The following is a 25,947-nucleotide window of genomic DNA, read 5'->3' on the forward strand; positions in this document are numbered from 1 at the left end:
CTCACATGCCCGGAGGGCACATCAGGTCGCCGACGAGGTGCTCGCCCTCGAGGCGGTGGGGCGCCGGGGTGTCGTGGAGGACGAGCAGGCCCTCGGACAGGACCGCGAGCCCCTCGGGGCGGTCGCAGCCCCGCCCCACCGCCACCTCGGTGACCGTCTCGACCTCGCCGGCCGTGATCGCCGGCGGCAGCGGGTTCGCCGCCCCGCCGCGGAGGCGCACGACGCGGGCCGGGCCGTCGAGCACCATCGTCGGCCCGACCAGCACGAGCAGGTCGTCGCCGTCGCGGGCCAGGTCCCGCGCGCCGAGGCCCTCGAGGTCCACGAAGTGTTTCGTCAGCCCGTCGAGCACGAGCTTCGGGCCGTCGGCGTGCACCGCGACCTCGAGCAGCACCGCCCACCCGCGCAGCACCGGGCCGCGCAGACCGAGGATCACGCCCCCGCCCGCGTGCGCCTCGCGGACCGCGACGCCCTCGATGTCGAACCCGTTGTCCTTGCCCGGGATGCCGAGGAACGGGCCGAGGTGCTCGTCCTCGGCCAGCGCCCCCATCAGGCCCTTCTTGCCCGACGGCAGCCGCGCCGCCTCGCCGAGCCCCGGGACCTCCTCCCCCGCCGGTATCGTCCGCGGCCCGTCGGAACCGTCGCGCAGCGGCAGGCGGGCGAGCACCCGGCGCGACCGCTGCGGGTCGACCTCCGCGAGCCGGGGCCCGATCTCCTCGTGCTCGGTGCCCGGCTTGACCCGCTTGCGCTTGGCGCTGTGCGAGCCGGCCACCCAGAGGCACCCGTCGACGAGGTCGAGGCCCTCCGCGTCCACCTCGTCCTCGGCGTCGCCCTTCAGATGCACGGCCTCGGTGAGCGGGACCTCCTCGGGCGCCGCCCAGCCCAGTGACCCGCCGCCGGGCTCGCGGCGCAGCCGCAGCAGCGAGGAGCCCTCGTCGGGGGCGAGGAACATCGTGTCACCGGTGACCGCCACCCCGGACAGGTCGACGCCGGCGGTCGGGGCGTGCGCGCCGAGCTCCAGGCGCACGGGGAGCGGGCTCATCGCTTCGTTCCGAAGTCCACCCCGCCATTGTTCCGCGGCGGACGCCGTTCCGTCGTGCCGCGTGTGCGTGTGGACCGGTTCGCGGCCGGCGGCGAGAGCTCGACCGTCGCCCGGCCGTGTCAGGTCTGACGGGTACCGGCACCCGGAATCATCGCGTGAGGGCCCGGAGCCGGCGCACGACCTCGTCGGCACCGAGCGCGCGGGTGACCTCGTAGAGGTCCGGGCTGCGCTGCGCCCCGGTGATCGCCACCCGGGCCACGTTGGCGGCGTCGCGCAGCATGCCGGGGTAGGCGTCCGGGTCCTTCTTGTACGTCTTCGGGTTGGGCGCGAAGCCGTGCCGGGTCGCGAGGTCGCGGATCTGCTGGAACCACGTCGGCTGGTCGCCCTCGTGGGTGTACGTCTCCGCCAGGTCCGCGGCGACGGTGCGCACCAGCTCCGCGTCGAGCCCGCCGAAGCGCTCGTCGGCGGGGTCGGTGACGTCGGTGAAGAGCTCCGGGAAGAAGAAGCCGTAGGCCTCCCGGAAGTCCGACCACTTCGCGAGGTCCTTGCGCGGGTTCTCGACGCCGACCCGCTCGACGTCGATCGCCGCGAGCGCGAGCTCGGGGTTCGCGTCGAGCACCTTGACGATCTCGGGGTCGTACTCCGACGCCCACGCCCGGACGCCGGCGACCACGTCGGGCGCGGACAGCGTGGCGATGTGGTCGGCGGAGATGTCGCTGAGCTTGACCGTGTCGACCAGCGGGCCGGCGAGCCCGAACTCGTCGAGGCGCAGCGGGGTGACCAGGGCCTCGTCCAGCGGCATCTCGGCGAGCCGAGGATTGGCGAGCCCGCGCAGGTAGTACTGCACGGCGGGCACCGGGAAGCCGGCCTCGAGGTAGAAGTCGACCGACGCCTCGGGGTCCTTGCGCTTGGAGAGCTTGCGTTTCGAGCCGCCCTCCTGCTTCATCAGCGGCGCGAGGTGCGCGTAGTCGACGGGCTCGAAGCCGAGCGCGGCGAACAGCTGGCGGTGTGTCGGCACCGACGACAGCCACTCCTCGGTGCGCACGACGAGGGTGGTGCGCATGAGGTGGTCGTCGACGGCGTGCGCGAAGTGGTACGTCGGCAGCCGCACCGGGTTCTCCGACGTCTTGAGGATGACGACGTCGTTGTGGTTGTCCTCGGACTCGACGCGGCCGCGCAGGCGGTCGGTGAACGCGAACCGCTCCCCCACCGAGCCCAGTGACCGGAAGCGCGCGACCCACGGCTTGCCGGCGTCGAGTGCTGCCCGCACGTCCTCGGCCGACGCGTCCCGCCACGGCGCCCAGCGTCCGTAGTAGCCGGTGGGCAGCTTGAGTGTGCGCTGTGCGTCGGAGATCTCCGCGAGCTCCGCCTTGGTGGCGAAGCAGGGGTACGCCCTGCCCTCGCGCATCAGCTCGCGCACGTAGCTCTGGTAGATCGCCGCGCGCGCCGACTGGTGGTACGGCCCGTAGTCGCCCCGCGGCGCCGGCCGGGCTGGAAAATCAAGATCACCCTCGTCCGGCACGAGGTCGAACGCCTCGAACGCGCGGCGGAACTGCGCGTCGGCGCCCTCGACCTCGCGGCTCTGGTCGGTGTCCTCGATCCGCAGCACGTAGACGCCGTCGGTGGAGTGCGCGAGGTCGCGGGACACCATCGCCGTGTACAGGCCGCCGACGTGCACGAACCCGGTCGGGCTCGGGCCGAAGCGCGTCACGAGTGCCCCGTCGGGCAGCTCACGTGGCGGGTAGCGCTCCTCGAGCTCGGCGGGCTCGGGCAGGTCGGCCGGGAACAGGCCGTCGACGAGGGCGCGATCGAGCATGTGCCCAATCTACGAGGTGGCCCTCGGGTCAGACCGTGTCGGGCGCCGCGCCCTCCCCGCTCGCGTGGCGGCCGGCGCCGTTCGACTCGGGCTCCGCGGAGGTCGCGGCCTCGGCGCGCTGCTCGGCGGCGGCCACGACCTTGGCGATCTCCGGGTCGGTGCTCGTGTCGAACCAGTCGGCGACGTCGGCGTCGGTCTCGCCGGGCCGCGTCGTCGGCGCGCCGTCGTCCGGGGAGGGCGTGTAGCGGAAGACGCCGTCCTCGCCGGGCGCGCCGAGCATCTTCGTGAAGCCCTCGAGCGCCTTGCCGAAGTCGCTGGGCACCATCCAGACCTTGTTCGCCTCGCCCTGCGCCATCTGCGGCAGCGTCTGGAGGTACTGGTAGGCCAGCATCTCCGGGGTCGGTCGACCCGCCTTGATGGCGGCGAAGGTCTTCTCGATGGCCTTGGCCTCGCCCTGCGCCTGGTAGTACTGCGCCGCCCGCTCGCCCTGGGCACGCAGCATCGTGGACTGCCGGTCGGCCTCGGCCTCGAGGATGGCGGCCTGCTTGGCGCCCTCCGCGGAGAGGATCGCGGCCTGCTTGTTGCCCTGCGCCTGGGCGATGGCGGCCTCGCGGTGGCCCTCGGCGGTGAGGATCATCGCCCGCTTCTCGCGGTCGGCCTTCATCTGCCGCTCCATCGAGTCCTGGATCGAGGGCGGCGGGTCGATCGCCTTGAGCTCGACACGGACCACCCGCAGGCCCCACGGACCGGTGGCGTCGTCGAGGGCGCGGCGCAGGCGCGAGTTGATGGTCTCGCGGGACGTCAGCGCCTCCTCGAGGCTCATCCCGCCGACGACGTCGCGCAGCGTGGTGGTGGTGAGCTGCTGGACGCCGTTGATGTAGTCGGAGATCTCGTAGACCGCGTTGCTCGGCTCGGTGACCTGGTAGTAGACGACGGTGTCGATCGAGACCGTCAGGTTGTCCTGGGTGATCACCGGTTGGGGCGGGAACGAGACGACCTGCTCCCAGAGCGCGACCCGCTCGCGGATGCGGTCGATGAACGGCACGAGGAAGGTCAGCCCCGGGGCCGCCGTGCGCTGGTAGCGCCCGAGCCGCTCGATGACCGCGGCCTCGGCCTGGCGGACCACGGTGATGCTCTTGACCACCGCCGTGATGATGAGGATCAGCGCAGCGGCGATGACCACGTAGAGCACGAGCGTCGCGGGCTCCATCAGCTCTCTCCCTGGAGGGGCGGGTGGAACGGGTGGGGCGAGCCCGGCGAAGGGCCCGTGACCACCGCGGTCGCCCCGCGGATGTCGACGACGACCACGGGGTCGCCGGTGGCGAGCGTGTCGCTCTCGTGCAGAGCGCGCGCGGTCCACAACGCGCCGCCGATTCGCACGGTGCCGGCGTCACCCGTGGCGATCGGCTCGACGACCTCGGCGTCGGCGCCGAGCAGCGCCTGCGTCCCGGCGTTGACCGGGGCGTCGGTGCGGTCGGTGCGTATCCGGCGTTGTAGCGCGGGGCGGGCGACCAGGATCAGCGCCAGCGCGCTGAGCCCGAAGACGGCGACGTCGGGACCCAGCGGCACACCGAGCGCGGAGGCCCCGGCCGTGACGAGCGCGGCGAGCCCGAGCATGAGCAGCACGAAGGTGCCGGTCACGAGTTCGACCGCGACGAGCACCACTCCCGCGATCGCCCACAGCAGCGGGATCACGGGCCCGAGTGTGCCAGACGCCACTTGCCGTGAGCGTGAGTTCAGGGATCGACGGTGACGAAATCGATCAACTGCTCCATCGCCGTGATCAGGGGCGTCTCGAGATCCGCCCAGGTCGACACGGACGAGAGCACGCGGCGTGCGCCGGCGCGGTCGTCGCCCCAGCCCAGCGCCTCGCAGACACCGCTCTTCCAGTCGATCCCGCGGGGCACGGTCGGCCAGGCGTCGATACCCACCGCGCGGGGCTTCACGGCCTCCCAGATGTCGACGTAGGGGTGACCGAGCACGAGCACGTGGGCCGCCGCGGGCCCCAGCTCGCGGCGCAGCCCCTCGGCGATCCGGGACTCCTTGGAGCCGGTGACGAGGTGGTCGACGAGCACCCCGAGGCGCCGGTCCGGGCCGGGCCCGAACTCCCGCGCGGCCTCGACGAGCACGTCCGCCCCGTGCAGGGGTTCGACGACGACGCCCTCGACCCGCAGGTCGTGCCCCCACACCCGCTCGACGATCTCCGCGTCGTGCAGGCCCTCGACCCAGATCCGGTGCGGGAGGGCAATGCGCGCCGTGACGTTCTCGACGCGGCGCGACCCGGAGGCGGAGCGCTGCGGCGTCTTCTCCGCCGTCGCCGCGCGCTGGGGCGGCACGAGCGTCGCCGGCCGGCCCTCGTGGAGGAACGCGGCGGGCTTGTTCGGGAACAGGCGCCGGCGCCCCGCGGCGTCCTCGAGCACGACCTCGCGCACGTCGGCACGGATCACCGCGCCGCAGAAGGTCTCGGCGGCGTCCTCGACGACCAGCCCCGGCTCGGCGACGACCGACACGACCTCGCGGGTCGGCCTGTGCGGCGCGAGGCCCGGCAGCCCGCCGGTGCGCCCGGCGCCCGACGACGGCCCGCCGCCACTCCGGGCGGGCGCGTGCACCGCCCCGCCGGTCGATCGGAACCCGGGGTCGCCGGTGGAGCCGTGCATCCCCCGGCCCTGTGTCCTCGCCACGATCGGCGACGCTAACGGCGCAGCGTGGTCGTCCGGGGCCGACACGCCCGTGGGCCCTCTGAGCGGTCGACCCGCGCGGGTGCCGACCCGAGGGGTGCGCTGCGCACGGTCACCAGGGATCGCGGCCTGCCGAACGTGCCCCGTCGCCGCCGGCGGCGCGCCCCGGTGGGGGACGCCGGTAGCGTTGATCGGGTGCCCTGTGCGAGTGCCTCCCTCGCGGTCTGGAGCGCGGCGTGGCTCGCCGGCTCCGCGGCGGCCGACGACGTCCTCGACGCGCTGGCCCCGTGGTCCGAGGCCCACGACGTCGTCGCCGCCGACACCGCGACCGCCGCGGTGACCGACCTGCCCACCCCGGACCACGCCGGTGCGGGGCTCGTGGCACTGCTCGTGCTCGCCCGGCAGCGGGTGTCGCCGACCGGGTCCGACGCGCGGCTCGTCATGCCGGCGCCCGGGGACGTCCGCGGGCTGCCGGGGCCCGAGGCGCTGCGGGTCGCGGCGATGGACGCCGGCGAGTGCGCGGTGCTCGCGGGGGCGGGGCTCGCCGCCGTGCCGTCCCCCGTCGCCGACGGCGTCCTGCGCTGGACCGTGCACGTCGTCGACGACGTCCCGCCCGCCGCGCACCCGAGCCTCCCGGACGCCGAGCACGACCTGCGCGGCTCCGTGCGCGACGCCGCCGACACCCTCGCGGCGATGGACGTCGCCAAGCCCCGCGCGGGCGTGCGGGAGGAGATCGCCGACCGCCTGCGCCGCCGTCCCCACCCCGGCTGGCCCACCGGCACACCGGGCCGGCCGCTGCGCGTGCTCCAGCACGCCGACGAGGTGGAGGCGATCCTCGTGGCCGCGTCCGGCGACGACCCCGGCGGCGCGGTGTCGGCGACCGCGGCGCTCGCCCGGACCGACGCCCTGCGACCCCTCGCCACCGCCGTGCGCGCGGCGCGCGTGGCCGCCGTCGCCGAGACCGTCCGGGTGCTGACCGCCGCCTAGGAGCCCGCTGAACAAGGTGGGTGTCGGAGCGGGCGGCCGAGCCCGGGGCTGGGATCCTTGTGGGGTGCAGGGACGCTAGTGTGCCGCCGGAGGTGGTGGCTACCGGCAAACCCGAGATCGCCTGGGACGACCCACAGGCTCGCGACGAGCTGGTCTCGGCGCTGGTCAACGACGCGCTGGCGGTCCTGGCCGGCATCGAGGAGCGCTATCCCGGCGGCGACGGCCTCGAAGCGAAGCAGGCCGAGGCGGTGGCGTTGTTGGCGCTGGTCGCCGGGCAGGACCTCGCCCGCGGAGGGCTCGGATGGCACCGACGGTCGGTGGCGCATCGCCCACCGAACCGCCCCGGACCGGGTGATCTCCACCGTCGACCCCGACACCCGCCATGCCCACAAGTCCCGTGAGCGCCGCCAGGACGGCTTCCGCGCCCACCTCGTGGTCGAGCCCGACACCGGGCTGATCACCAACACCGCCCTGACCAAGGCCACCGGCCCGGACAACAGCGACGCCACGGTCGGGATCGCCCTGCTCGCCGACGAGCCGAGCGTGGACCCCGAGCGTGGACCCCGAGCCCGGCGACGCGGTCGAGGTGCTGGCCGACTCGGCCTACCGCAGCAGCGAGGCGCTCGCCGCGCTCGAGGCCGCCGGGCACCGCGCGGTGATCAAGCCCTGGCCGCTGCGGCCGACCGTTGCTGGCGGGTTCACCCTCGACGACTTCACCATCAACGACACCAGCGACGCCGTGACCTGCCCGAACGGGATCACCCGGCCCATCACCGCAGCCGGGTCGGTGATCTTCGGTGCGCATTGCCGGGGCTGCCCACTGCGCGAACGCTGCACCACCGCCACCGCCGGGCGCACTCTCAGGCTGGGACCCCACCACGCTCTGCAGCGCGCCCACCGCGAGCGCGCCGGACTCCCCGAACACATCGAGAGCTACCGGCGTCACCGCCCCATGGTCGAACGCTCCATCGCCTGGCTAACCCGCGGCAACCGCCGCGTCCCCCACCGCGGCGAGGAGTCGGCCCGGCGACGGCCGGCGCCCGTCAGGGCCCTAGTGACCGTGACCGTGGCCCGAGTCCTTCGTCGGAACGGGATCCGACGATCGCGCGTGGCCCAGGTACGGCTCCCCCGCCCGCAGGGGCGCCTGCTCGTAGCGCCCCTCGTGGGCCGCGACCGGGCGGGTGTCCCCGCGGAGCTCGGGGTGCTTGGCCTCGAGCTTCTGCCGCTGGTCCCACTGCTTCTGCAGACCGGTGACGTACTCCCGGTTCCCGCGGTAGGTGCCCTTCCAGGTCTGGGGCATGTACTCCTGGGACGGCCCGGGGTCGGCGGTCCCGTGGAGTGCGGGGCGCGACGGCACCTTGCGCGTCTCGCCACCGCACTCCGGGCACGCCGGCGCCGGGGCGTCCCGGCCGATCAGCCGCTCGAACCGCAGGCCGCAGTCGCAGCGGTAGTCGTAGATCGGCACAGCGTCACCCCCCTTGGGCTACCAGTTCTCGATCGACTTGCGGAAGATGTCCGCGATGTCGTCCTCGGTGGGCATCCGGGGACACGTCGCGAGCAGCCGTTGCTGCTTCATCGCCCCGTCGACGAGGTCCGGGATGTCGCCCTCGCCGAAGCCGACCGCCCCGATCCCGTTGGGGATGTCGATGTCGCGCATCAGCTCGGTGACCACGTGCGGGAGCTGTTCCGACGCCTTGTTCTGCGTCTCGGCGTTCGGCCCCAGCATCCGCGCGGCCGCCAGGTGGCGGTCGGGGGCGGAGTCGAAGCTGAAGCGGAAGGCCTCCGGCGCCGTCAGCGACACGGACATGCCGTGGGGCACCATCGCCTCGTCCGACGGGTAGCCCGCCGGGTGGAAGTCCCGGACCTGGCCGGCGATCGGGTAGGCGTTGGCGTGGGGGATGTGCACGCCGGAGTTGCCGAAGCCCATGCCGGCGAACGTCGCCGCCATCATCATGTCCATCCGGGCGTCGACGTCCTCGCCGCCGCGCTCGACCGCGGTGCGGAACGAGCGGGCGAGCAGCGACATCGACTTCTCGCACCAGAGGTCCGAGACCGGGTTGGACCCGCAGTAGGTCACCCGCTCCTCGGGCTTCTTGCGGTCGAAGCTCGTGTACCAGCGCGCGGTGTACGACTCGAGCGCGTGGCAGACGATGTCCATGCCCGACGCCGCGGTGACCTCCGGGGGGAGCGTCATCGTCAGCAGCGGGTCGACCACGGCGAGGGTCGGGCGCAGCCGCCAGTGGCTGATGCCCGTCTTCACCCGCAGCGACAGGATGTCCAGCACGCACATGGCGGTGGACTCCGAGCCCGTGCCCGCCGTGGTGGGCACCGCGATCAGCGGCTTGAGCTGGCCGGGCGGCACCGCGGCGTTGCCGACCGGCTTGTTGACGTAGTCCATCAGGTCGCCGGGGAAGGTCGTCAGGAGGTTGACGGCCTTGGCGGTGTCGATCGCCGACCCGCCGCCGACGGCGACGAACCCGTCCCACGGACCCTGCTCGCCGGCGTAGCCCACGGCCTTGTTCATCGAGTCGTCGGTCGGCTCGACGTGGACGCCGTCGAAGATCTCCACGGTCATGCCGTACCGGCGGATCCGATCGGCGATCCGGTCGGGCAGGCCGGTCTGCTGCATGCCCGGGTCGGTGATCAGCAGGATGCGCTGCGCGCCGTACTGGGCGAGGTCGAAGCCGATCTCGTCGCAGGCGCCCGCGCCGAACTTCAACGGCGGGGCACCCCACGTGAACACCGACTCTTCGGTGGGAACCGGGGGGACGGTCATACCGGTGCGCTCTCCGATCAGGTTGCCAGGGATCAGGTGTACGCGCCGCCGCCGTTGCCCACGGTCTTGAGCTGACGGATCTGCTCGGCGTCGTGGCCGAAGACGACCGTCGCGTCGGTCTTCTCGGCGACGCCACGGATCTTCTCGACCGACGAGTAGAACTGCCCCATGTCGTTGACGATGGCGGCGGGCGTGGTGGGCGGGCCGTAGCTCTCGCCCATGTAGACGGCGTCCGAGGTGAAGATCATGGTGCCGGTGTCGGGCAGGTCGACCTGCATCGACATGGTGCCGGGCGTGTGCCCCGGGGTCTGGAGCAGCGTGACGCCGGGCAGGAACTCGGTGTCACCCGAGACCGTCTCCCAGTTCAGCGCCTCGTAGTCGGTCTTGAGGTGGGCGCCGTTGAACAGGCCGTCGAACCCGAAGGCCCAGTCCTTCTCCTTGTCACTGCAGATGAGCTTGGCCGACGAGTCCTGGAACATGTCGGCGTTGCCGCAGTGGTCGAAGTGCAGGTGCGAGAGCACGACGTAGTCGATCTGGTCGACGCCGACGCCGAGCTGGCGCAGGCGCGAGTCGAGGTACTCCTCCTCGTCGACCTTGTCGTAGGGGAAGAAGTCCTGCAGGCCCGTCGGGCCCCAGCGCTCCTCCCAGTCACGAGGGCAGCTGGTGTCCCACAGGAGCGTGCCGTCGGGGGTCTCGACGAGCACCGTGTGCGTGGGGACGTCCGCCCACTCGGTGGGCTGGTCCCGCATCTGACGGGGGCGGATCGAGCGCCCGGGCTTGAGGAGCAACCACGTCAGGTCCGCGGTCATCATGCCGCAGTCCAGGATGCTCACCTTGATCTCGCCACTCGCAGCCATCAGCGCTCCTCCGCGTGCCGCGTGCCGGTCGGGAACGCGGCCGGGAACCGCTGCACCGATGATGCATGCATCACCGACCACGTGATGCGGGACACTAGCCATGCTCACCATCGACAGCAAATGATCAAGCCTGTACTGAGGGTGACGTTCGGGGCCGGGTGACGCCGTGTCCACCCCCGAGCCCGACACCTGGTATGTCGACGCACCGTCGCGCTGTGTGAGCGCGACGAGAGGGGCTAGCGGGAGGGCCGCTTCGCGGGTTCGCAGCACGCCGGGTGGCAGGGCACGCCGTTGCAGCCCACCCCGGCCCGCGGCGACGACCCGAGCGCCCGGGGCGGCACGCCGTCGACCTGCTCGGCGATCAGTTCCACGATCATCTCGATGAAGCGCGGGTCGGATCCCGCGGTCGCGGCGCGCGCGAACCCGAGCCCGAGCTTCCCGGCCCGCTCGGCGAGCTCGTCGTCGAGATCGAAGACGACCTCGACGTGGGCCGACACGAACCCGATCGGGCTGACGACGACGTCGGTCACCCCCCGGTCGGCGAGGGTGTCGAGGTGATCCTCGACCTGCGGGTCCAGCCAGGGGATCTGCGGGGGGCCGGAGCGGGACTGCCACACCTGGTCGTAGTCCTCCACGCCGACCTCCGCGGCGACGAGACGGGACGCCTCGCCGACCTGCCGGGAGTAGCGGTGCCCGCCCTCGTCCGCGGGGCCGGCGGTGGCGTCGGCCGACGTCGGGATCGAGTGCGCGGTGAACACCAGCCGCGCGCCCGGCCCGACGCGCTCCTGCGCCTCCCTCACCCCGTCCGCGACGGCGGCCACGAACAGCGGGTGGTCGTAGAAGTGGCGCAGCTTGACGAGGTCGGGTGCCGAGCCCGTGCGGGCGATCGCCGCCTCCCGGGCCCGGCCGATGTCCTCGTGGTACTGCCGGCATGCCGAGTACCCGCCGTAGGCGCTGGTGGCGAACACCAGCGCGCGGCGGACACCGTCGCGGGCCATCGTCTCCACGGTGTCCTCGACGTAGGGGTGCCAGTTGCGGTTGCCGAAGTAGACCGGCAGCGACCGCCCGCCGCCGACGGGATGCGCCGCGAGCTCGCGCTCCAAGGCGGCGATCATCGCGCGGTTGAGGTCGTTGAGCGGCGAGCGCCCGCCGAGGTGGTGGTAGTGCTCGGCGACCTCGTCGAGCCGCTCGGGCGGCACGTTGCGCCCCCGGGTCACGTTCTCCAGGAACGGACGGACCTCGTCGGGGGCCTCGGGCCCCCCGAAGGACAGCAGCAGGACGGCATCGAACGACTCGGGCACGTCCCCAGGATGCCCCGCTCAGGCGCCCATCGCGTGATAGCCCCCGTCGGCGTGCACGACCTCACCCGTCGTGGCCGGCATCCAGTCCGAGAGCAGCGCGCAGATCGTCTTCGCGACGGGCGTGGGGTCGGCGAGGTCCCAGCCCAGCGGCGAGCGCTGCACCCAGGCCTCCTCGAAGGTGTCGAAGCCGGGGATCGACTTCGCGGCCATCGTGCGCACCGGCCCGGCGGCGACGAGGTTGGCGCGGATGCCGTCGGGCCCCAGGTCGCGGGCCAGGTAGCGCGTGGTGGCCTCGAGGGCGGCCTTGGCGACGCCCATCCAGTCGTAGCCGGGCCAGGCGACGGTGTTGTCGAAGTCCATGCCGACCAGCGACGAGCCGGGCCCGAGCAGCGGCTTGCACGCCATCGCCAGCGCCTTGAAGGAGTACGCCGAGACCTCGACCGCGGTCGCGACGTCCTTCCACTCGGTGTGGAGGAAGTTGCCGCCCAGGGCGTCCATCGGCGCGAAGCCGATCGAGTGCAGGACACCGTCGAGGCCGTCGACGTGCTCGCGGACCTGGTCGGCCAGGCCGTCGAGGTGCTCCTGGTTCTGCACGTCGAGCTCGATCACCGGCGCCTCGGTGGGCAGCCGCTTCGCGACGCGCTTCACCAGCGACAGGCGTCCGAAGCCGGTCAGCACGACGGTGGCGCCGGTCTCCTGGGCCGCCTTGGCCGCGTGGAAGGCGATCGAGGCGTCGGTGATGATCCCGGTGACCAGGATCCGCTTGCCCTCGAGCAGGCTCACTGTGGCTCCGTCCGTGTCGGTGTTCTAGTGGCCCATGCCGATGCCGCCGTCGACCGGCAGCACCGCGCCGGTGACGTACCCGGCGTCGTCGGAGGCCAGGAAGGCGACGGCCTTGGCGATGTCCTCGGGCGCGGCGGTGCGGCCCAGCGGGATCGAGGCGAGGAGCTCCTCGCGGCGCTTGTCGGTCAGCTCGGCGGTCATGTCGGTGTCGACGTACCCGGGCGCCACGACGTTGGCGGTGATCCCGCGCCCGCCGAGCTCGCGGGCCGTCGAGCGCGCCAGGCCCACGAGCCCCGCCTTCGAGGCCGCGTAGTTCACCTGGCCGGGGGCGCCGGCGAGGCCGACGACGCTCGAGATGTAGATCAACCGACCGAAGCGCGCCTTGACCATGCCTCGGATGGCGCGCTGGGTGACCCGCCAGGCGCCGGTGAGGTTGGCGTCGAGGACATCGGTGAACGCGTCCTCGGGCATGCGCATGAGCAGGCCGTCGCGGGTGATGCCGGCGTTGGCGACGACCACCTCGATCGGCCCGTGCTCGGACTCCACCCGCGAGAACGCGGCGTCCACCGAGGCGGAGTCGGTGACGTCGGCCTGCACCCCGTGCAGGCCCTCGGGCGGCTCGCCCGAGCGGTGGGTGACCACCACCGTGTGTCCGCGCTCGGCGAGCTCCCGCGCGGTGGCGAGCCCGATCCCTCGGTTGCCTCCGGTGACCAGCACGACGCGGCTCACGCGGCTCCTCTCGGTCGGTGGAGACGAAGGTTTCAGCACCGCACGTCGATGGGGGAGCTCGACCATCCGCTCCGTGCGGCGGCGGAAGGCTACCGACTCGCACCGGTACGCGCTGGTGGTGACGGCCGAACGGCGTCTTGCGGGGTGTGTCCCACGCCATAGGGTCGATCGCGGAGTCGATCAACCCTGCCGCTTCGTCCCGGAGGCCCGATGACCGCGACCGACACATCCCCGACCCTCCCGGGCCGGCTCGGTGACCCCTCCCTCGACCTGCGCACCGACCCGCGCGCGAAGCCCGACCTCGTCGCCGCGCTCGCCGCGGTCGGTCTGGACGGCCCCGCCGCCGCGCCCCCGCTGACCCGGGAGGCCGGCCGGGAGGCGGTGGCCGAGGCCGTCGGCGGGCTGCACGAGGCGTTCAGCGGCCTCTACGCCACCATCCCGCTCGACCTGCCCGGCGACGCCCCCGACGACGCCGTCACGACCACCGACACGTCGGTGGCCTGCCCCGACGGGCATCTCGTCCCCCTGCGTCTCTACCGCCCGGCGGGAGTCGAGGGCCCGCTGCCGTGCGTCGTCTACGTCCACGGCGGCGGGATGACGATCCTCGACGCCGAGACCCGCGTACACGACCGCTGGTGCCGCGAGCTGGCCCTGTCCGGGGTCGTCGCCGTGCGGGTCGGGTTCCGCAACGCGTGGACCGAGCTCGGCCCGCACCCCTTCCCTGCCGGCCTCGACGACTGCGCCGCCACTGTGCGCTGGCTCGACGACCAGCGCGGCGAGCTGGGCCTGACGCGCCTCGTGCTCCAGGGCGAGTCGGGTGGTGCGAACCTCGTGCTCGCCACGACGCTGCGGGCCAAGCGCTCCGGCGACCTCGACGCCGTCGACGGCGTCTACGCCTCGGTGCCCTACGTCAGCGGCGGCTACGCGTGGGACCGCACGCGCAAGCTCCGCGAGCTCCCGTCGATGATCGAGAACGACGGCTACTTCATCAACTGCGCCCTCATGGACCTGCTGGTCGCCCAGTACGATCCCGCGGGCCGGCACACCGAGGACCCGCTGGCCTGGCCGTACTTCGCGACCGCCGACGACCTCGCCGGCCTGCCGCCGCACGTCATCACCGTCAACGAGCTCGACCCGCTGCGCGACGAGGGACTCGCCTACTACCGCAAGCTCCTCGCCGCCGGGGTCCCGGTCGAGGGTCGGGTGAACCTCGGGATCACCCACGGCGCGGAGATGATCTTCCGGCAGGCACTGCCCGCCGAGCACCGGGCGGCGATCGCCGACATCCGGGCCTTCGTCGACCGGCTGACGGTCGATCACATCTAGGGCAGCCGCTGCCCCGTCGCGATCGCCGTGGCGGCGCCCAGGACGACGAGGACGGTGGCCGCGAGGAACCAGCGCCCGGACAGGTCGACCGTGCGCTCCTCGTAGCCCACCTGCTCGGCGAGGTTGGCGTAGGTCTCGCGCAGGTCGAGCTCGGTGGACGCGCGGCGGAAGTCGCCGCCGGAGAGCTGGGCGATCTCGCGCATCTGGTCGTCGGCCACGGCCACCGAGACCGGCCGCCCGTCGATCTCGATCTCGCCGTACTCGGTGCCGAACGAGATCGCCGAGATCGGCACGCCGGCGGCCCGGGCCTCGGCGGCGGCCGGGAAGGCGCCCCGGTCGTCGGCGGGGTCGGTGGTCGGCGTCGTCTGCTTGCCGTCCGAGAGCAGGATGATCCGCGCCGGCGGCGGGCCCTCGGGGCCCCGGATCTGGCTGCCGAACGCCCGGATCGCGGCAAGGCTCGCGCGGATCGCGTCGCCGGTGCCCGTCGACTCGGCGAGCTGAAGGCTGCCGATCGCGTTCTTCACCGCCTGGCGGTCGGTGGTGGGCGTGACCAGCGTGCTCGGGGTGGCCGCGAACGAGGAGAGGCCCAGGTTGATGCCGGCGGGGAGCTGGTCGGCGAACGCGGACGCCGCGGTCTCGGCGACCTGCAGCCGCGAGGGCTCGACGTCGGTGGCGCGCATGGACAGCGACACGTCGATCGTCAGCATCACCGTCGCACGGTTGCGCGGCACCTGCGCGGTGCCCTGCGGGCCGGCCAGCGCGATCGTCATGAGGACCAGCGCGACCAGCACGAGCGCCATCGGGACGTGCCGCCAGCGCCCCGGGCCCTTCGGGGCCACGCGCTCGAGCAGCGCGAGGTTGGTGAAGCGCATCGTGTAGCGCTGCCGGCGCCGGTTGATCCACCAGTAGCCGACCGCCAGGGCGGCCACGACCAGCAGGAACAGGAACCACCAGGGGTGCGCGAACATCAGCGGCCCCCGGCGGGGGACGGAGCGTCGAGTCCAGCAGGCCGAGGGGGGAGCTCGACCTGCGCGGCGCTCGAGGGCACACGGCCCGTCGTCGACCCGCCCGACCAGCCGCGCTTGCGGGCGACGGCGAAGCGCACGACGTCGGCGATCCAGTCGCGGTCGGTGCGCAGCACGAGGTGGCCCGCCCCGCAGGTGCGCAGGGCGGCGGCGACGCGCCCGCGGTGGGCGGCGGCCTCGGCGGCGAAGCGCCGCCGCAGCGTCGGGGTGGTGGTGACCTCGCGGTGGCGCCCGGTCTCGGGGTCGGCGAGCACGACGGTGCCGACGTCGGGGAGCTCTTCGTCGCGGGGGTCGACGACCTCGACGGCGAGGAGGTCGTGGCGCGCGCGCAGGGCCCGCATCGCGCGCTCCCAGTCGACGTCGCCGAGGAAGTCCGAGACCACGACGACCAGGCCGCGGCGCCGCGGCGGGCGGCGCAGGGCCTCGAGCGCGCCGGGCAGGTCGCCGCGGGTGCCCTCGGGCGCGAGGGGGGTGGAGGCGATCCGGCGCAGCAGGTCACGGGCGGCCGCCTCGCCGCCGCGGGCGGGCAGGCGCACCGTGTCGGCGCCGGTGGCGACGACCGCGCCGATCCGGTTGCCGCCGCCGCGGGTCAGGTGCGCGACCGCGGCGCACGCGGCGACGGCGAGGTCGCGCTTCTCGCAGGCCGCGGTGCCGAAGTCGAGGCTCGGCGAGAGGTCCACGACGAGCTGGGTCTCCAGCTCGCGGTCGGCGATCGTCTCGCGGATGTGGGGCTCGGTGGTGCGGGCGGTGACCGACCAGTCCATGCGCCGCACGTCGTCACCGGGCTGGTAGGGCCGCGGCTCCCCCGCCTCGGTGCCCGGCCCGGGGACGAGGCCCAGGTGGTTGCCCTGCAGCAGCCCGTCGAGGCGTCGCCGGACCGTGAGCTCGAGGGTGCGCAGCGATGCCGACAGCCGGGCCTGCGTGCGCTCGCCGGCGACCTCGTCGGGCGACATCGATGGTCCGGCTCCCCTCTCGGCGTGCACCCTCGGATGCTGCGCGTCCGAGGGCCCCGGGGACGTCGGGGGCGGCGCCCAGGCCGGGCGGGGGTCGCCGGTGGGCGTCGTCGCCGGCGGGGCGCCCGGCGGCCGCGGGCCGGGCTCGGGGACCTGTGCGGCCGGGGTGCCGTCCGGCGGGTCCCCCGGTGAGGTCACCGACCCGCCGCCGGCACGGGCGCCGGGCCCATCCCGACCGGGCGGGCCGACACCTGCGGCAGCGGGACGGTCTGCAGGACGCGGGTGACGACGTGGTCGACCGGCACCCCGTCGGCCAGCGCGTCGTAGGACAGGACCAGGCGGTGGCGCAGCACGTCGGGGGCGATGTCCACGACGTCCTGGGGTAGCACGTAGTCGCGGCCGCGGACGAGCGCGAGCGCCCGCGCGCCGGCGATGATCCCCAGCGAGGCGCGCGGGGAGGCCCCGTAGGCCACCCAGCCGCCGACGTCGGCCATCCCGTGCTCGGCGGGCGAGCGCGTCGCGACGACGAGCCGCACGACGTAGTCGACGAGGGCGTGGTGGACGAACACCTGGGCGGCGACGTCCTGCAGGCGGCGCAGCTCGGCGGGATCGAGCACCCGGTGCGGGGACGGCGGGTTCACGCCCATCCGGTAGACGATCTCGCGCTCCTCGTCGGCCGTCGGGTACTCGACGAGGATCTTGAACAGGAAGCGGTCACGCTGCGCCTCGGGCAGCGGATAGACGCCCTCGTTCTCGATGGGGTTCTGCGTGGCGAGGACGAGGAACGGGTCGGGCATCGCGTGGGTCTCGCCGCCGATGGAGACGTGGCGCTCGGCCATCACCTCGAGCATCGCCGACTGCACCTTCGCGGGCGCGCGGTTGATCTCGTCGGCGAGCACGAAGTTCGAGACGACCGGGCCCAGCTCGACGTCGAACTCCTCGCGGCCCTGGCGGTAGATGCGCGTGCCGAGGATGTCGGCGGGCACGAGGTCGGGCGTGAACTGGATGCGGGCGAACGACCCGCCGACCACGCGCGCGAACGTCTCCACCGCGAGGGTCTTGGCCACGCCGGGCACGCCCTCGAGCAGCAGGTGGCCCTTGGCGAGCAGGCCGACGAGCATGCGCTCGACCAGGCGGTCCTGGCCGACGATGACGCGCTTGACCTCGAGGACGGTGCGCTCGAGCTGCTCGGCGTCGTGGGCCGGCGTCGAGGGCTGTCCCTGTCCGGCACCGGATCCCGTCTGCGCCGGAGGAGCCGGGGATCCCGACGGGCCCTGCCGTCCCGTCTGGCCCGTCTGGCCGGCGTCCGTGGGCTCGGTCACCGCTGTCCCTCTCTGCTCGGCGCTCGCTTCGCCCCCGTCCGCGCCGGACGGGTGCGTCCGGGGCGGCACGCTACCCGCCGGTCCACCAGGCAACCCGGTGGCCGGTGTGGGGGCCGTGAATGCTGGTCACACCAGTCGGGTGACCGTCGGGACGATCTCGTCGTCGAACCGCACGGACGCGATCCGCACGGTCTTGCCCGACTCCGGCGCCTCGACCATCTGGTCGCCCCCCAGATAGAGCGCGACGTGGTGCACGGCGCCTTGCCCGTCGTCGTCGGCCCAGAAGAGCAGATCCCCCGGCCTGCGGTCCTCGAGCGCCACCCGCTGCCCCGCCTCGGCCTGGTAGCCGCTGTAGTGCGGGAGGTCCTCCCCGAGCGCGGCGAACGCGTAGATCATCAGGCCTGAGCAGTCGAAGCCGGTCTTGTCGTAGTCGCCGTGCTGGTCGGCCACCCCGCCGTCGCGGATGCCCTGGGTCGGGCCCTGCTCGTCGCCGCCGCCCCAGGCGTAGACGACGCCGAGCTGCGAGAGCGCACGCTCGAGCACCGTGCGCACCTCGTCGGTCATCCCGTCGGTGCTGATGCCGGCGTCGGCGAGGGGGTCGTCGTCGGTGGCCGCCCGCGGGTCGGTCGCTCGCGCCGACCGTGCCTCCAGTCCCGCGCTCGCGGCCCGGCGGACCCGCGCGTCGCGAGCGGTGTCGCGGGCCGTGGCGGCGGCGTCGAACGCCTCGGCGCGGTCGAGCCGGGCGGCGAGGGCGGGATCGGCGTCCTCCAGGTCGCGCAGGCGGGCCTGCGCCGCGTCGCGCTGGGCCGTGAGGTCGCGCAGCTGCCTCTGCTGGGCGTCGGTGTCGGTGCGGACGCGGGCGAGCTCGGCGTCGGCGGCGACGCGGGCCGCGGCCGCCCGGGCGGCCGCGTCGTCGGCGGCGATGCGGGCGGCCCGGGCCCGCGAGTCGGCGTTGGCGGCCTCGATGCGGGCGCGCTCGGCGCCGTCGAGGGCGGCGCGCTGGTCGGAGGTGACGACGTCGCGCAGGTGCGCCCGGGCGGCGACGTCGTCGGGACCCGAGGAGCCCGACAGCACCGAGAGCGGCCCGAGGACGTCCGCCTGCTGGAACCACGCGGTGACCCAGGCGTCGACGTCGGCGCGGGCCCGCTCGGCGGTGGCCGCCGCGGCATCCGCCCCGCGCCGGCTGTCCTCGGCGGCCCGGCGGGCGTCGTCGGCCCGGCGGCGGGCGTCGGCGTCGTCGGCGAGGGCGCGGTTGGCGAGCTCCTGGCGCTTCCCGAGGTCCGCGGTGAGGCGGTCGAGCGCCGCGCGGGCGGTGGCGATGCGGGCGGCGAGGGAGCCGGCCTCGTCAGCGGGATCGGCGGCGGGATCGGCGGCGGGATCGGCGGCGGGATCGGCGGCGGGATCGGCGGCGGGATCGGCGGCGGGATCGGCGGCGGGATCGGCGGCGGGATCGTCCGGTGCCCGGCTCGTCGGAGGCGGCGTCGGGGTCGGGGTCGGGGTCGGCGGCGCGGCGTGGGCCGTCGGCACGAGCGTCAGCGCCGTCGCGAGCACGGTCGCGAGCACCGTCGCGAGCACGGTCGCGAGCACGGCCGGGACCGCGATCGCACCACGCACGCGTCCTCCACTCCCCCGGTCCCGGGTCTCGGGCGGGAGGAGGATCGCGGCCGACGGAGCCGCGCGCAGGCTCCGACACGCGGTGATGTGGCGTGAATCGCCCGCTCGTGGGGTCATCGGAGCCCCGACGGACCGCGGCGGAGCCAACACGGCGGGGTACCCGGTCGTAAGCTGGTGAGGGTGGGAGTGCGGCATCCGTGAGGGTGCGCGAGACTCCCGCCCGACCCCGGGGTCGGGCGTCGCCACTGCATCATTCGCACTGGGCCAGACCGGACCACCACCCGGACCGGCCCGGCCTGCACCGGGCGGACGCCGCCGGGACCGCAGCGACCCCGGGTCGCGGCCGACCACCACTCGCCGCACCCGCGAGGAACGAGGAGGAACGTGTCCGTGAGCTCGTCAGACCAATCCGCCGACTCCTTCGGTGCGAAAGGCACCCTCGAGGTCGGCGGGCAGTCGTATGAGATCTTCCGCCTGTCCGCGGTCGAGGGCTCGCAACGCCTGCCGTTCAGCCTCAAGGTGCTGCTGGAGAACCTCCTGCGGACCGAGGACGGCCTCGTCACCACGGAGGCGTCGATCCGGGCGCTCGCCGAGTGGGACCCGACCGCCGAGCCGGACACCGAGATCCAGTACGTCCCGGGCCGCGTGGTGATGCAGGACTTCACCGGCGTCCCCTGCATCGTCGACCTCGCGACGATGCGCGAGGCGGTCACCGAGCTGGGGGGCGACGCGCAGAACGTCAACCCGCTGGCCCCGGCCGAGCTCGTCATCGACCACTCGGTCGTCGCCGACCTCTTCGGCACCCCGGACGCCTTCGAGCGCAACGTCGAGCTGGAGTACCAGCGCAACGAGGAGCGCTACAAGTTCCTGCGCTGGGGTCAGACGGCGTTCGACGAGTTCAAGGTCGTCCCGCCGGGCACCGGCATCGTCCACCAGGTCAACATCGAACACCTGGCGCGCGTCGTCATGACCCGGAACGGCCAGGCCTACCCCGACACGCTGGTCGGCACCGACTCACACACGACGATGGTCAACGGCCTGGGCGTGCTCGGCTGGGGCGTCGGCGGCATCGAGGCCGAGGCGGCCATGCTCGGCCAGCCGGTGTCGATGCTCATCCCCAAGGTCGTCGGCTTCCAGCTCTCCGGCGAGCTGCCCCCGGGCGCCACGGCCACCGACCTCGTGCTGACGATCACCGAGATGCTGCGCGAGCACGGCGTCGTCGGGAAGTTCGTGGAGTTCTACGGCGAGGGTGTCGGCGCGGTGCCGTTGGCCAACCGCGCGACGATCGGCAACATGAGCCCGGAGTTCGGCTCCACGGCGGCGATGTTCCCGATCGACGACGAGACGTTGACCTACCTGCGCTTCACCGGGCGCGACGACGAGCAGGTCGCGCTCGTCGAGGCGTACGCCAAGGAGCAGGGCCTCTGGCACGACCCGACGGCCGAGCCGGACTACTCCGAGACGCTGTCGCTGGACCTCTCGACGGTCGTCCCCTCGATCGCCGGCCCGAAGCGCCCGCAGGACCGCATCCGGCTCGACGCGGCCAAGGAGTCGTTCCGCCAGTCGCTGCCCGAGTACGTGAGCAACGGCGCGGAGCCGAAGGCCGGGTCCGAGGAGTGGTACTCCGAGTCGTTCCCGGCGTCCGATCCCCCCGCCGAGAGCCGCGACGAGGAGGCCGACAAGCCGGCGGTGCACAAGCAGCCGGTCGACCCGTCGGGCCGCCCGTCCCACCCGACGCCCGTGACGACCGCCGACGGCGTGGAGCTCGAGCTCGACCACGGCGCGGTGACGATCGCGGCGATCACGTCGTGCACCAACACCTCGAACCCGTCGGTGATGATCGGCGCGGCCCTGCTGGCCCGCAACGCCGTCGACAAGGGCCTCGAGCGCCGGCCGTGGGTGAAGACCTCGCTGGCGCCGGGCTCCAAGGTCGTCATGGACTACTACGAGCGCTCGGGCCTGCTCCCCTACCTGGAGAAGCTGGGCTTCAACCTCGTCGGGTACGGGTGCACCACGTGCATCGGCAACTCGGGTCCGCTGCCCGAGGAGATCTCGAAGGCGATCAACGACGAGGACCTCGCGGTCACGGCGGTGCTCTCGGGCAACCGCAACTTCGAGGGCCGCATCAACCCCGACGTCAAGATGAACTACCTGGCCAGCCCGCCGCTGGTCGTGGCGTACGCGCTCGCCGGGACGATGGACCTCGACCTCGCCACCGAGCCGCTCGGGTACGACACCGACGGCAAGCCGGTCACCCTGGCCGACATCTGGCCGTCGCCGCAGGAGATCCAGGAGACGATCTCCTCGGCGCTCTCGCCGGAGCAGTTCACCCAGGGCTACTCCGACGTGTTCGCCGGTGACGAGCGGTGGACCTCGCTGCCGACCCCCGAGGGCGAGACGTTCACGTGGGACGAGGGCTCCACCTACGTCCGCAAGCCCCCGTACTTCGAGGGCATGTCGCGCGAGCCCTCCGCGGTCTCGGACATCGAGGGCGCCCGGGTGCTGCTCAAGCTCGGCGACTCGGTGACCACCGACCACATCTCCCCCGCCGGGTCCATCAAGGAGGACTCGCCGGCCGGTCGGTATCTCAAGGAGCACGGCGTCGAGCGCAAGGACTTCAACTCCTACGGCTCGCGGCGCGGCAACCACGAGGTGATGATCCGCGGCACGTTCGCCAACATCCGGCTGCGCAACCTGCTGCCCACCGGTGACCCCTCGAACCCCACCGGCGCGCTCGACCAGGGCGGCAACACCGCCGACTACACCCAGGGCGGGAAGCAGGCCGCCGTGTACGACGCGGCGCAGAACTACGCCGCCGAGGGCACACCGCTCGTGGTGCTCGCGGGCAAGGAGTACGGCTCGGGCTCGTCGCGCGACTGGGCGGCCAAGGGCACGACGCTGCTGGGCGTGCGCGCGGTGATCGCCGAGTCCTACGAGCGCATCCACCGCTCCAACCTGGTCGGCATGGGCGTGCTGCCCCTGCAGTTCCCGGACGGACAGAACGCCGACTCGCTGGGCCTGACGGGCACCGAGACGTTCTCGATCAGCGGGGTCACGGCGCTCAACGACGGCGGCGTGCCCGACACGGTGCACGTGACGGCGACGCCGGAGTCCGGCGACGCGATCGAGTTCGACGCGCGCCTGCGCATCGACACCCCGGGCGAGGCGCAGTACTACCTCAACGGCGGCATCCTGCCCTACGTCCTGCGCAAGATGCTGGGCTGAGCCGGCCCTCCGTCTTTCGAACGAACGCGCCGTTCGCTGCTTCTATCGCAGCGAACGGCGCGTTCGCTTCTTCCGGGGTCAGTCCTCGGCCGGTTCGGCGGTGCCGTCCATCGCGGCGCGCACCTCCTGCTCCTCGGTGCGCCCGCGGCGCCAGTAGCCGGTGAAGCACACGTCACCCTTGGGCACGCCGCGCTCGCGCACGACGTGCCGTCGCATCGCCTTGACCTCGGAGGCCTCGCCCGCGAGCCACACGTAGGGCCGCTCGCCGGGGAGGTCGAGGTCGCGGAGTCGCTCCGTGAGCCGGTCGGGCGAGGTCCAGTGCGTGGTGACGTCCCCGTCGGTCGCCCAGACCTGCTGCTCGGTGACGTCCCGGACGCTCGCCAGCACCGTGACCCGCCGGCCGGGCGGCAGGCCCTCGACGATCGCGCCGATCGCCGGCACCGCGGTCTCGTCGCCCGCGAGCAGCACGCCGTCGTGCTCGTCGCGCGGGGCGTAGAGGCCGTAGGGGCCGGTGAACGCGATGTGCTCGCCCGGCGTGACGCGGACCGCCCAGTCGCGCGCAGGACCCTCGTCGTGGAGGACGAAGTCGACGTCGATCTCGACCGGGTCCTCGCGCCGTCGCCGCAGGGTGAACGTGCGCATGGGCGGGCGCACGTCGTCGGGCATCGCCAGGTAGCGGGCGAACCAGCCGGCGATGTCGGGGCCGTCGCCGGTGTCCTCGACGAGCGGCGGCAGCTGGGGCTCGACCTCGTCGGGGCGTGGGAAGAACAGCTTCATGTACCCGTCGGGGGCGACCACGGGGAGGTCCGCGAGGTCGGGCCCCGCGAACGTCACCCGCACCACCCACGGTGTCGGACGGGCCACCGCGCGCACCACCACGCGCCGCAGCCGGACCGCCGGACGTGTCGACGCCGCCGTCACGCACTCCCCTTCCGTCGCCGCCAGGTGAGGCAACCCTAACTCGGGCATGCCGAGCGCCGCACCGGTCAACCCCGGCCGGAGACGGAAGGAGTAGCGATGATGCTGCCGGACACCGCAGGCTCCGGGGGTGCCGCGCCGGGCCCGGCCCGTACGCCGAGCGCGCGGGAGGCCGACGGCGTACTGCACCGACCGGATGAGCGTCCGTCACGCGAACGTCGGTGTGACATGACCCGCACGGCACCTCACACGGACGTCACTCAGCTGCTTGAAGCTCGTTTGGCCGAGCATGATCTTCTCCCCCCGGAGGGTGGTCGGGGCCGCCGCGCTGATCACGGCGGTGCTGGTGGTCAGCGGATGCGGCGGGGGGTCGGCGCCGCCACCCCGGACGGTGCCGGTGGCCCGGGCGGCGGTGGAGACGGGCGTGTCGGCGCAGGGGTCGGTGTCGGCGACCGCCAACAACAACATCGGCTTCCCCCAGGGCGGGCAGCTCACCGAGGTGAACGTCGACGTCGGTGACCAGGTCCGCGCCGGCCAGGTGCTCGCGAAGATCGACGACTTCGCCGCCCGCCAGGCCCTCGAGCAGGCCCAGGCCGGGCTCGACGGGCAGGAGGCCGCCTACCAGCAGGCGCTCGACAACACCGCGGTCGACGGCGCCGGCAACTCGGTCGCCCAGGCCCGGCGGATCGTGCGAGCGACGGAACGCCAGGTCGACGCGACGCTCGACGCGGACAACGAGGCGATCCACCAGGCCGAGCGGTCGCTCCGCGACGCCAGGACCGGTCGAGACCGGGCGAATGCGCAGTTGGCCCGCGACCAGCAGACGTGTGCAGCCGGGGGCGGCGCGGCCGCTTACGGCAACCCGACGCTCATCCCGCCCTTCGTGCCGCCCCCGGGAACGCAGGCGCAGCAAGGCAACACCTCCTGCATCCTTCTTCCCGGCTCCCAGAGTCAGGCGGCCACGGCCGCGCAGGGCGTGGCCCAGGCCGAGGCCCAGCTCTCGCAGGCGCGGTCGAAGAAGCAGATCGACGAGGCCTCCGGGCGCGTCCAGGTCGAGCAGGCCCGCAACGGTCTGGTCCAGACCCAGAACCAGCTCGACGCCTCCCGCTCCGACCGGCCCCACCAGCTCGACGGGGCCCGGGCGCAGGTGGACAACGCGCGGGCCGGGGTGCAGAACGCGCAGCGCGACCTCGCCAACACCACCCTGCGGGCCCCCGTCGACGGCGTCGTCACGGCGATCAACGGGGCGGTCGGCGAGTTCCTGCAGCCCAGCTCGGGCACGACGCCCCTCGCCCCGGGCGGCGAGGCCGCCATCCCGGGTGCGGCGTCCGCCGACGCGGGTGCCGCGGCCGCGTCCATGGGTGGCGGCGGCGCCTCCCCCGGCCGCCCGGGCGGCTCGCAGTTCCTGGTCATGCAGAACACGTCCGGGTTCTCGGTGGTCGCCCCGTTCCAGGAGATCGACGCCGCCACCCTGGTCCCGGGCCAGGCCGCGCACGTCACCCTCGACGCCCTGCCCGACGTGACGCTCGACGGTACGGTGCTGGCGGTGTCGCCCGCCTCGACCGACATCGCGAACGTGATCAACTACTACGTCACCGTCGCGGTCGCCCAGCCCGACAGCAGGCTCAAGGACGGGCAGACGGCCCGGACCTCGGTGATCACCGGCGAGGGCCCGGACGCGATCAGCGTCCCGAACTCCGCGGTGATCCGGCAGGGCGACCGGACCTCGGTGATCGTGGTGGAACCCGGCGGGCGCCAGGTGCCGACGCCGTTCACCCCCGGGCTCGTGGGCGCCGACCGCACCGAGGTCCGCAGCGGCCTCACCGAGGGCCAGCAGGTGCTCGTGGCGGCCCGCCGATGACGGCCGGCGAGCACGACACCACGGGCCCCGTGGCCACCGACGCACCGGAAACGAGCGAGGACGGCGAGGAACGCCGCCCCATGCGCCGCGGGACCCGCATCGCGCTCATCGTCATCGTGGTGATCGCGGTGCTGGCGGCGATCGGCTTCACGCTGAGCTACCTCCTCGACGCCCGCCAGTACGTCTCCACCGACAACGCCCAGGTCGACGGCACCCAGATCCCGATCGTCGCCCCGACCAGCGGCACCCTCGTCGGCTGGACGGGGACCCAGGGCTCGGTCCTGCGCGCCGACCAGGTCGTCGGGCGCATCGAGATCGACGGCGGCTACGTCCGCCCCCAACGCAGCATCCGCGCCCCCGCGGCGGGCACGGTGGCGATGGAGGACACCACCGACGGCGCCTACGTCACGGCCGGGCAGCAGCTGGCGATCGCCTACGACCCGGCGGGCGTCTACGTCACCGCCCGGGTCGACGAGACCGACATCGACGCCGTCCGGGTGGGCCAGGAGGTCGACTTCACCGTCGACGCGTACCCCGACCGCACGTTCACCGGCTCCGTGCGTGAGATCCAGGGCGGCGCGGCCGGCGTCTTCTCGCCGCTGCCGCAGTCGAACAGCCAGGGCAACTTCCAGAAGGTCACCCAGGTGATCCCGGTCAAGATCGGGATCGACGACCGGCAGGGCCTCGAGCTGATCCCCGGCATGAACGTCGAGGTGAACATCCACCGGACCGGCTGA

Annotated in this window: 21 protein-coding genes and 1 pseudogene; 6 read left to right on the forward strand and 16 right to left on the reverse strand. The window is 73.6% G+C overall.

Going from position 1 to position 25,947, the window contains the following annotated elements:
- Nucleotide 1: 1 nt before the first annotated feature.
- The 5 genes from AC2A1K_RS06895 to AC2A1K_RS06915 all read right to left on the reverse strand — a co-directional run bounded on the left by AC2A1K_RS06895 (nt 2) and on the right by AC2A1K_RS06915 (nt 5,536).
- Nucleotides 2–1,039 carry a DUF3616 domain-containing protein gene (locus tag AC2A1K_RS06895; RefSeq protein ID WP_483895576.1) on the reverse strand — a complete coding sequence of 346 codons (1,038 nt, stop codon included), beginning with the start codon at nt 1,037–1,039 and terminating at the stop codon, nt 2–4.
- 148 nt (nt 1,040–1,187) lie between these two features.
- On the reverse strand, nt 1,188–2,855 hold the full coding sequence (locus tag AC2A1K_RS06900; RefSeq protein ID WP_483895577.1) for a glutamate--tRNA ligase: 1,668 nt from the start codon (nt 2,853–2,855) through the stop codon (nt 1,188–1,190).
- Between the two features lie 28 nt (nt 2,856–2,883).
- A complete protein-coding gene (locus tag AC2A1K_RS06905; protein ID WP_483895578.1) occupies nt 2,884–4,065 on the reverse strand; it encodes an SPFH domain-containing protein in 1,182 nt (393 codons plus the stop codon).
- Nucleotides 4,065–4,550, reverse strand: coding sequence for an NfeD family protein (locus AC2A1K_RS06910; protein WP_483895579.1), 486 nt, complete (start codon nt 4,548–4,550; stop codon nt 4,065–4,067). Before AC2A1K_RS06910 ends, AC2A1K_RS06905 begins: the two co-directional genes overlap by 1 nt.
- Nucleotides 4,551–4,591: 41 nt before the next feature.
- Entirely contained in the window at nt 4,592–5,536 is a 945-nt protein-coding gene (locus AC2A1K_RS06915; protein WP_483895580.1) for a DUF3097 family protein, read from the reverse strand.
- Between the two features lie 192 nt (nt 5,537–5,728).
- Here AC2A1K_RS06915 and AC2A1K_RS06920 point away from each other — a divergent pair, with 192 nt between their 5' ends.
- On the forward strand, nt 5,729–6,520 hold the full coding sequence (locus AC2A1K_RS06920) for a hypothetical protein (RefSeq protein WP_483895581.1): 792 nt from the start codon (nt 5,729–5,731) through the stop codon (nt 6,518–6,520).
- A 29-nt stretch (nt 6,521–6,549) separates the two neighbouring features.
- Nucleotides 6,550–7,532, forward strand: a pseudogene (locus AC2A1K_RS06925) (transposase); the annotation flags it as partial.
- Nucleotides 7,533–7,571: 39 nt separating this feature from the next.
- Here AC2A1K_RS06925 and AC2A1K_RS06930 read toward each other — a convergent pair.
- The 6 genes from AC2A1K_RS06930 to AC2A1K_RS06955 form a co-directional block, all read right to left on the reverse strand.
- The gene (locus tag AC2A1K_RS06930) at nt 7,572–7,985 is read right to left on the reverse strand and encodes an FmdB family zinc ribbon protein (protein WP_483895582.1); all 414 of its coding nucleotides are present in this window, start codon (nt 7,983–7,985) and stop codon (nt 7,572–7,574) included.
- A gap of 18 nt (nt 7,986–8,003) precedes the next feature.
- Complete coding sequence (locus tag AC2A1K_RS06935; RefSeq protein ID WP_483895583.1) at nt 8,004–9,296, reverse strand: hydroxyacid-oxoacid transhydrogenase; 1,293 nt, start codon at nt 9,294–9,296, stop codon at nt 8,004–8,006.
- A gap of 32 nt (nt 9,297–9,328) precedes the next feature.
- The gene (locus AC2A1K_RS06940) at nt 9,329–10,153 is read right to left on the reverse strand and encodes an N-acyl homoserine lactonase family protein (protein WP_483895584.1); all 825 of its coding nucleotides are present in this window, start codon (nt 10,151–10,153) and stop codon (nt 9,329–9,331) included.
- A 236-nt stretch (nt 10,154–10,389) separates the two neighbouring features.
- Complete coding sequence (locus tag AC2A1K_RS06945; RefSeq protein WP_483895585.1) at nt 10,390–11,454, reverse strand: ferrochelatase; 1,065 nt, start codon at nt 11,452–11,454, stop codon at nt 10,390–10,392.
- Between the two features lie 18 nt (nt 11,455–11,472).
- Nucleotides 11,473–12,237, reverse strand: a complete 765-nt coding sequence (fabI, locus tag AC2A1K_RS06950; RefSeq protein ID WP_483895586.1) for an enoyl-ACP reductase FabI — start codon at nt 12,235–12,237, stop codon at nt 11,473–11,475.
- Between the two features lie 24 nt (nt 12,238–12,261).
- Nucleotides 12,262–12,966 (reverse strand): beta-ketoacyl-ACP reductase, encoded by a 705-nt coding sequence (locus AC2A1K_RS06955; protein ID WP_483895587.1) that lies wholly within the window; start codon nt 12,964–12,966, stop codon nt 12,262–12,264.
- Between the two features lie 210 nt (nt 12,967–13,176).
- On the opposite strand from AC2A1K_RS06955, the gene AC2A1K_RS06960 reads away from it, so the two are divergent.
- Entirely contained in the window at nt 13,177–14,292 is a 1,116-nt protein-coding gene (locus AC2A1K_RS06960; protein WP_483895588.1) for an alpha/beta hydrolase fold domain-containing protein, read from the forward strand.
- Here AC2A1K_RS06960 and AC2A1K_RS06965 read toward each other — a convergent pair.
- The 4 genes from AC2A1K_RS06965 to AC2A1K_RS06980 form a co-directional block, all read right to left on the reverse strand.
- On the reverse strand, nt 14,289–15,260 hold the full coding sequence (locus AC2A1K_RS06965) for a VWA domain-containing protein (RefSeq protein WP_483895589.1): 972 nt from the start codon (nt 15,258–15,260) through the stop codon (nt 14,289–14,291). The genes AC2A1K_RS06960 and AC2A1K_RS06965 overlap by 4 nt on opposite strands.
- The gene (locus AC2A1K_RS06970) at nt 15,260–16,270 is read right to left on the reverse strand and encodes a DUF58 domain-containing protein (protein ID WP_483895859.1); all 1,011 of its coding nucleotides are present in this window, start codon (nt 16,268–16,270) and stop codon (nt 15,260–15,262) included. The genes AC2A1K_RS06965 and AC2A1K_RS06970 overlap by 1 nt, the downstream gene beginning before the upstream one ends.
- Nucleotides 16,271–16,464: 194 nt before the next feature.
- Entirely contained in the window at nt 16,465–17,592 is a 1,128-nt protein-coding gene (locus tag AC2A1K_RS06975; RefSeq protein ID WP_483895590.1) for an AAA family ATPase, read from the reverse strand.
- Nucleotides 17,593–17,718: 126 nt separating this feature from the next.
- Nucleotides 17,719–19,206 (reverse strand): NlpC/P60 family protein, encoded by a 1,488-nt coding sequence (locus AC2A1K_RS06980; RefSeq protein WP_483895591.1) that lies wholly within the window; start codon nt 19,204–19,206, stop codon nt 17,719–17,721.
- A gap of 390 nt (nt 19,207–19,596) precedes the next feature.
- Between AC2A1K_RS06980 and AC2A1K_RS06985 the strand changes: the two genes are divergently transcribed.
- Nucleotides 19,597–22,431: an aconitate hydratase gene (locus tag AC2A1K_RS06985; RefSeq protein WP_483895592.1), complete on the forward strand. Its 2,835-nt coding sequence runs from the start codon at nt 19,597–19,599 to the stop codon at nt 22,429–22,431.
- 78 nt (nt 22,432–22,509) lie between these two features.
- Here AC2A1K_RS06985 and AC2A1K_RS06990 read toward each other — a convergent pair whose 3' ends face one another.
- Nucleotides 22,510–23,352, reverse strand: a complete 843-nt coding sequence (locus tag AC2A1K_RS06990) for a siderophore-interacting protein (protein WP_483895593.1) — start codon at nt 23,350–23,352, stop codon at nt 22,510–22,512.
- Between the two features lie 286 nt (nt 23,353–23,638).
- Between AC2A1K_RS06990 and AC2A1K_RS06995 the strand changes: the two genes are divergently transcribed.
- On the forward strand, nt 23,639–25,210 hold the full coding sequence (locus AC2A1K_RS06995) for an efflux RND transporter periplasmic adaptor subunit (RefSeq protein ID WP_483895594.1): 1,572 nt from the start codon (nt 23,639–23,641) through the stop codon (nt 25,208–25,210).
- Nucleotides 25,207–25,947: an HlyD family secretion protein gene (locus AC2A1K_RS07000; RefSeq protein ID WP_483895595.1), complete on the forward strand. Its 741-nt coding sequence runs from the start codon at nt 25,207–25,209 to the stop codon at nt 25,945–25,947. Before AC2A1K_RS06995 ends, AC2A1K_RS07000 begins: the two co-directional genes overlap by 4 nt.

This window comes from Actinomycetospora sp. 2LY8.5 (assembly GCF_057180585.1).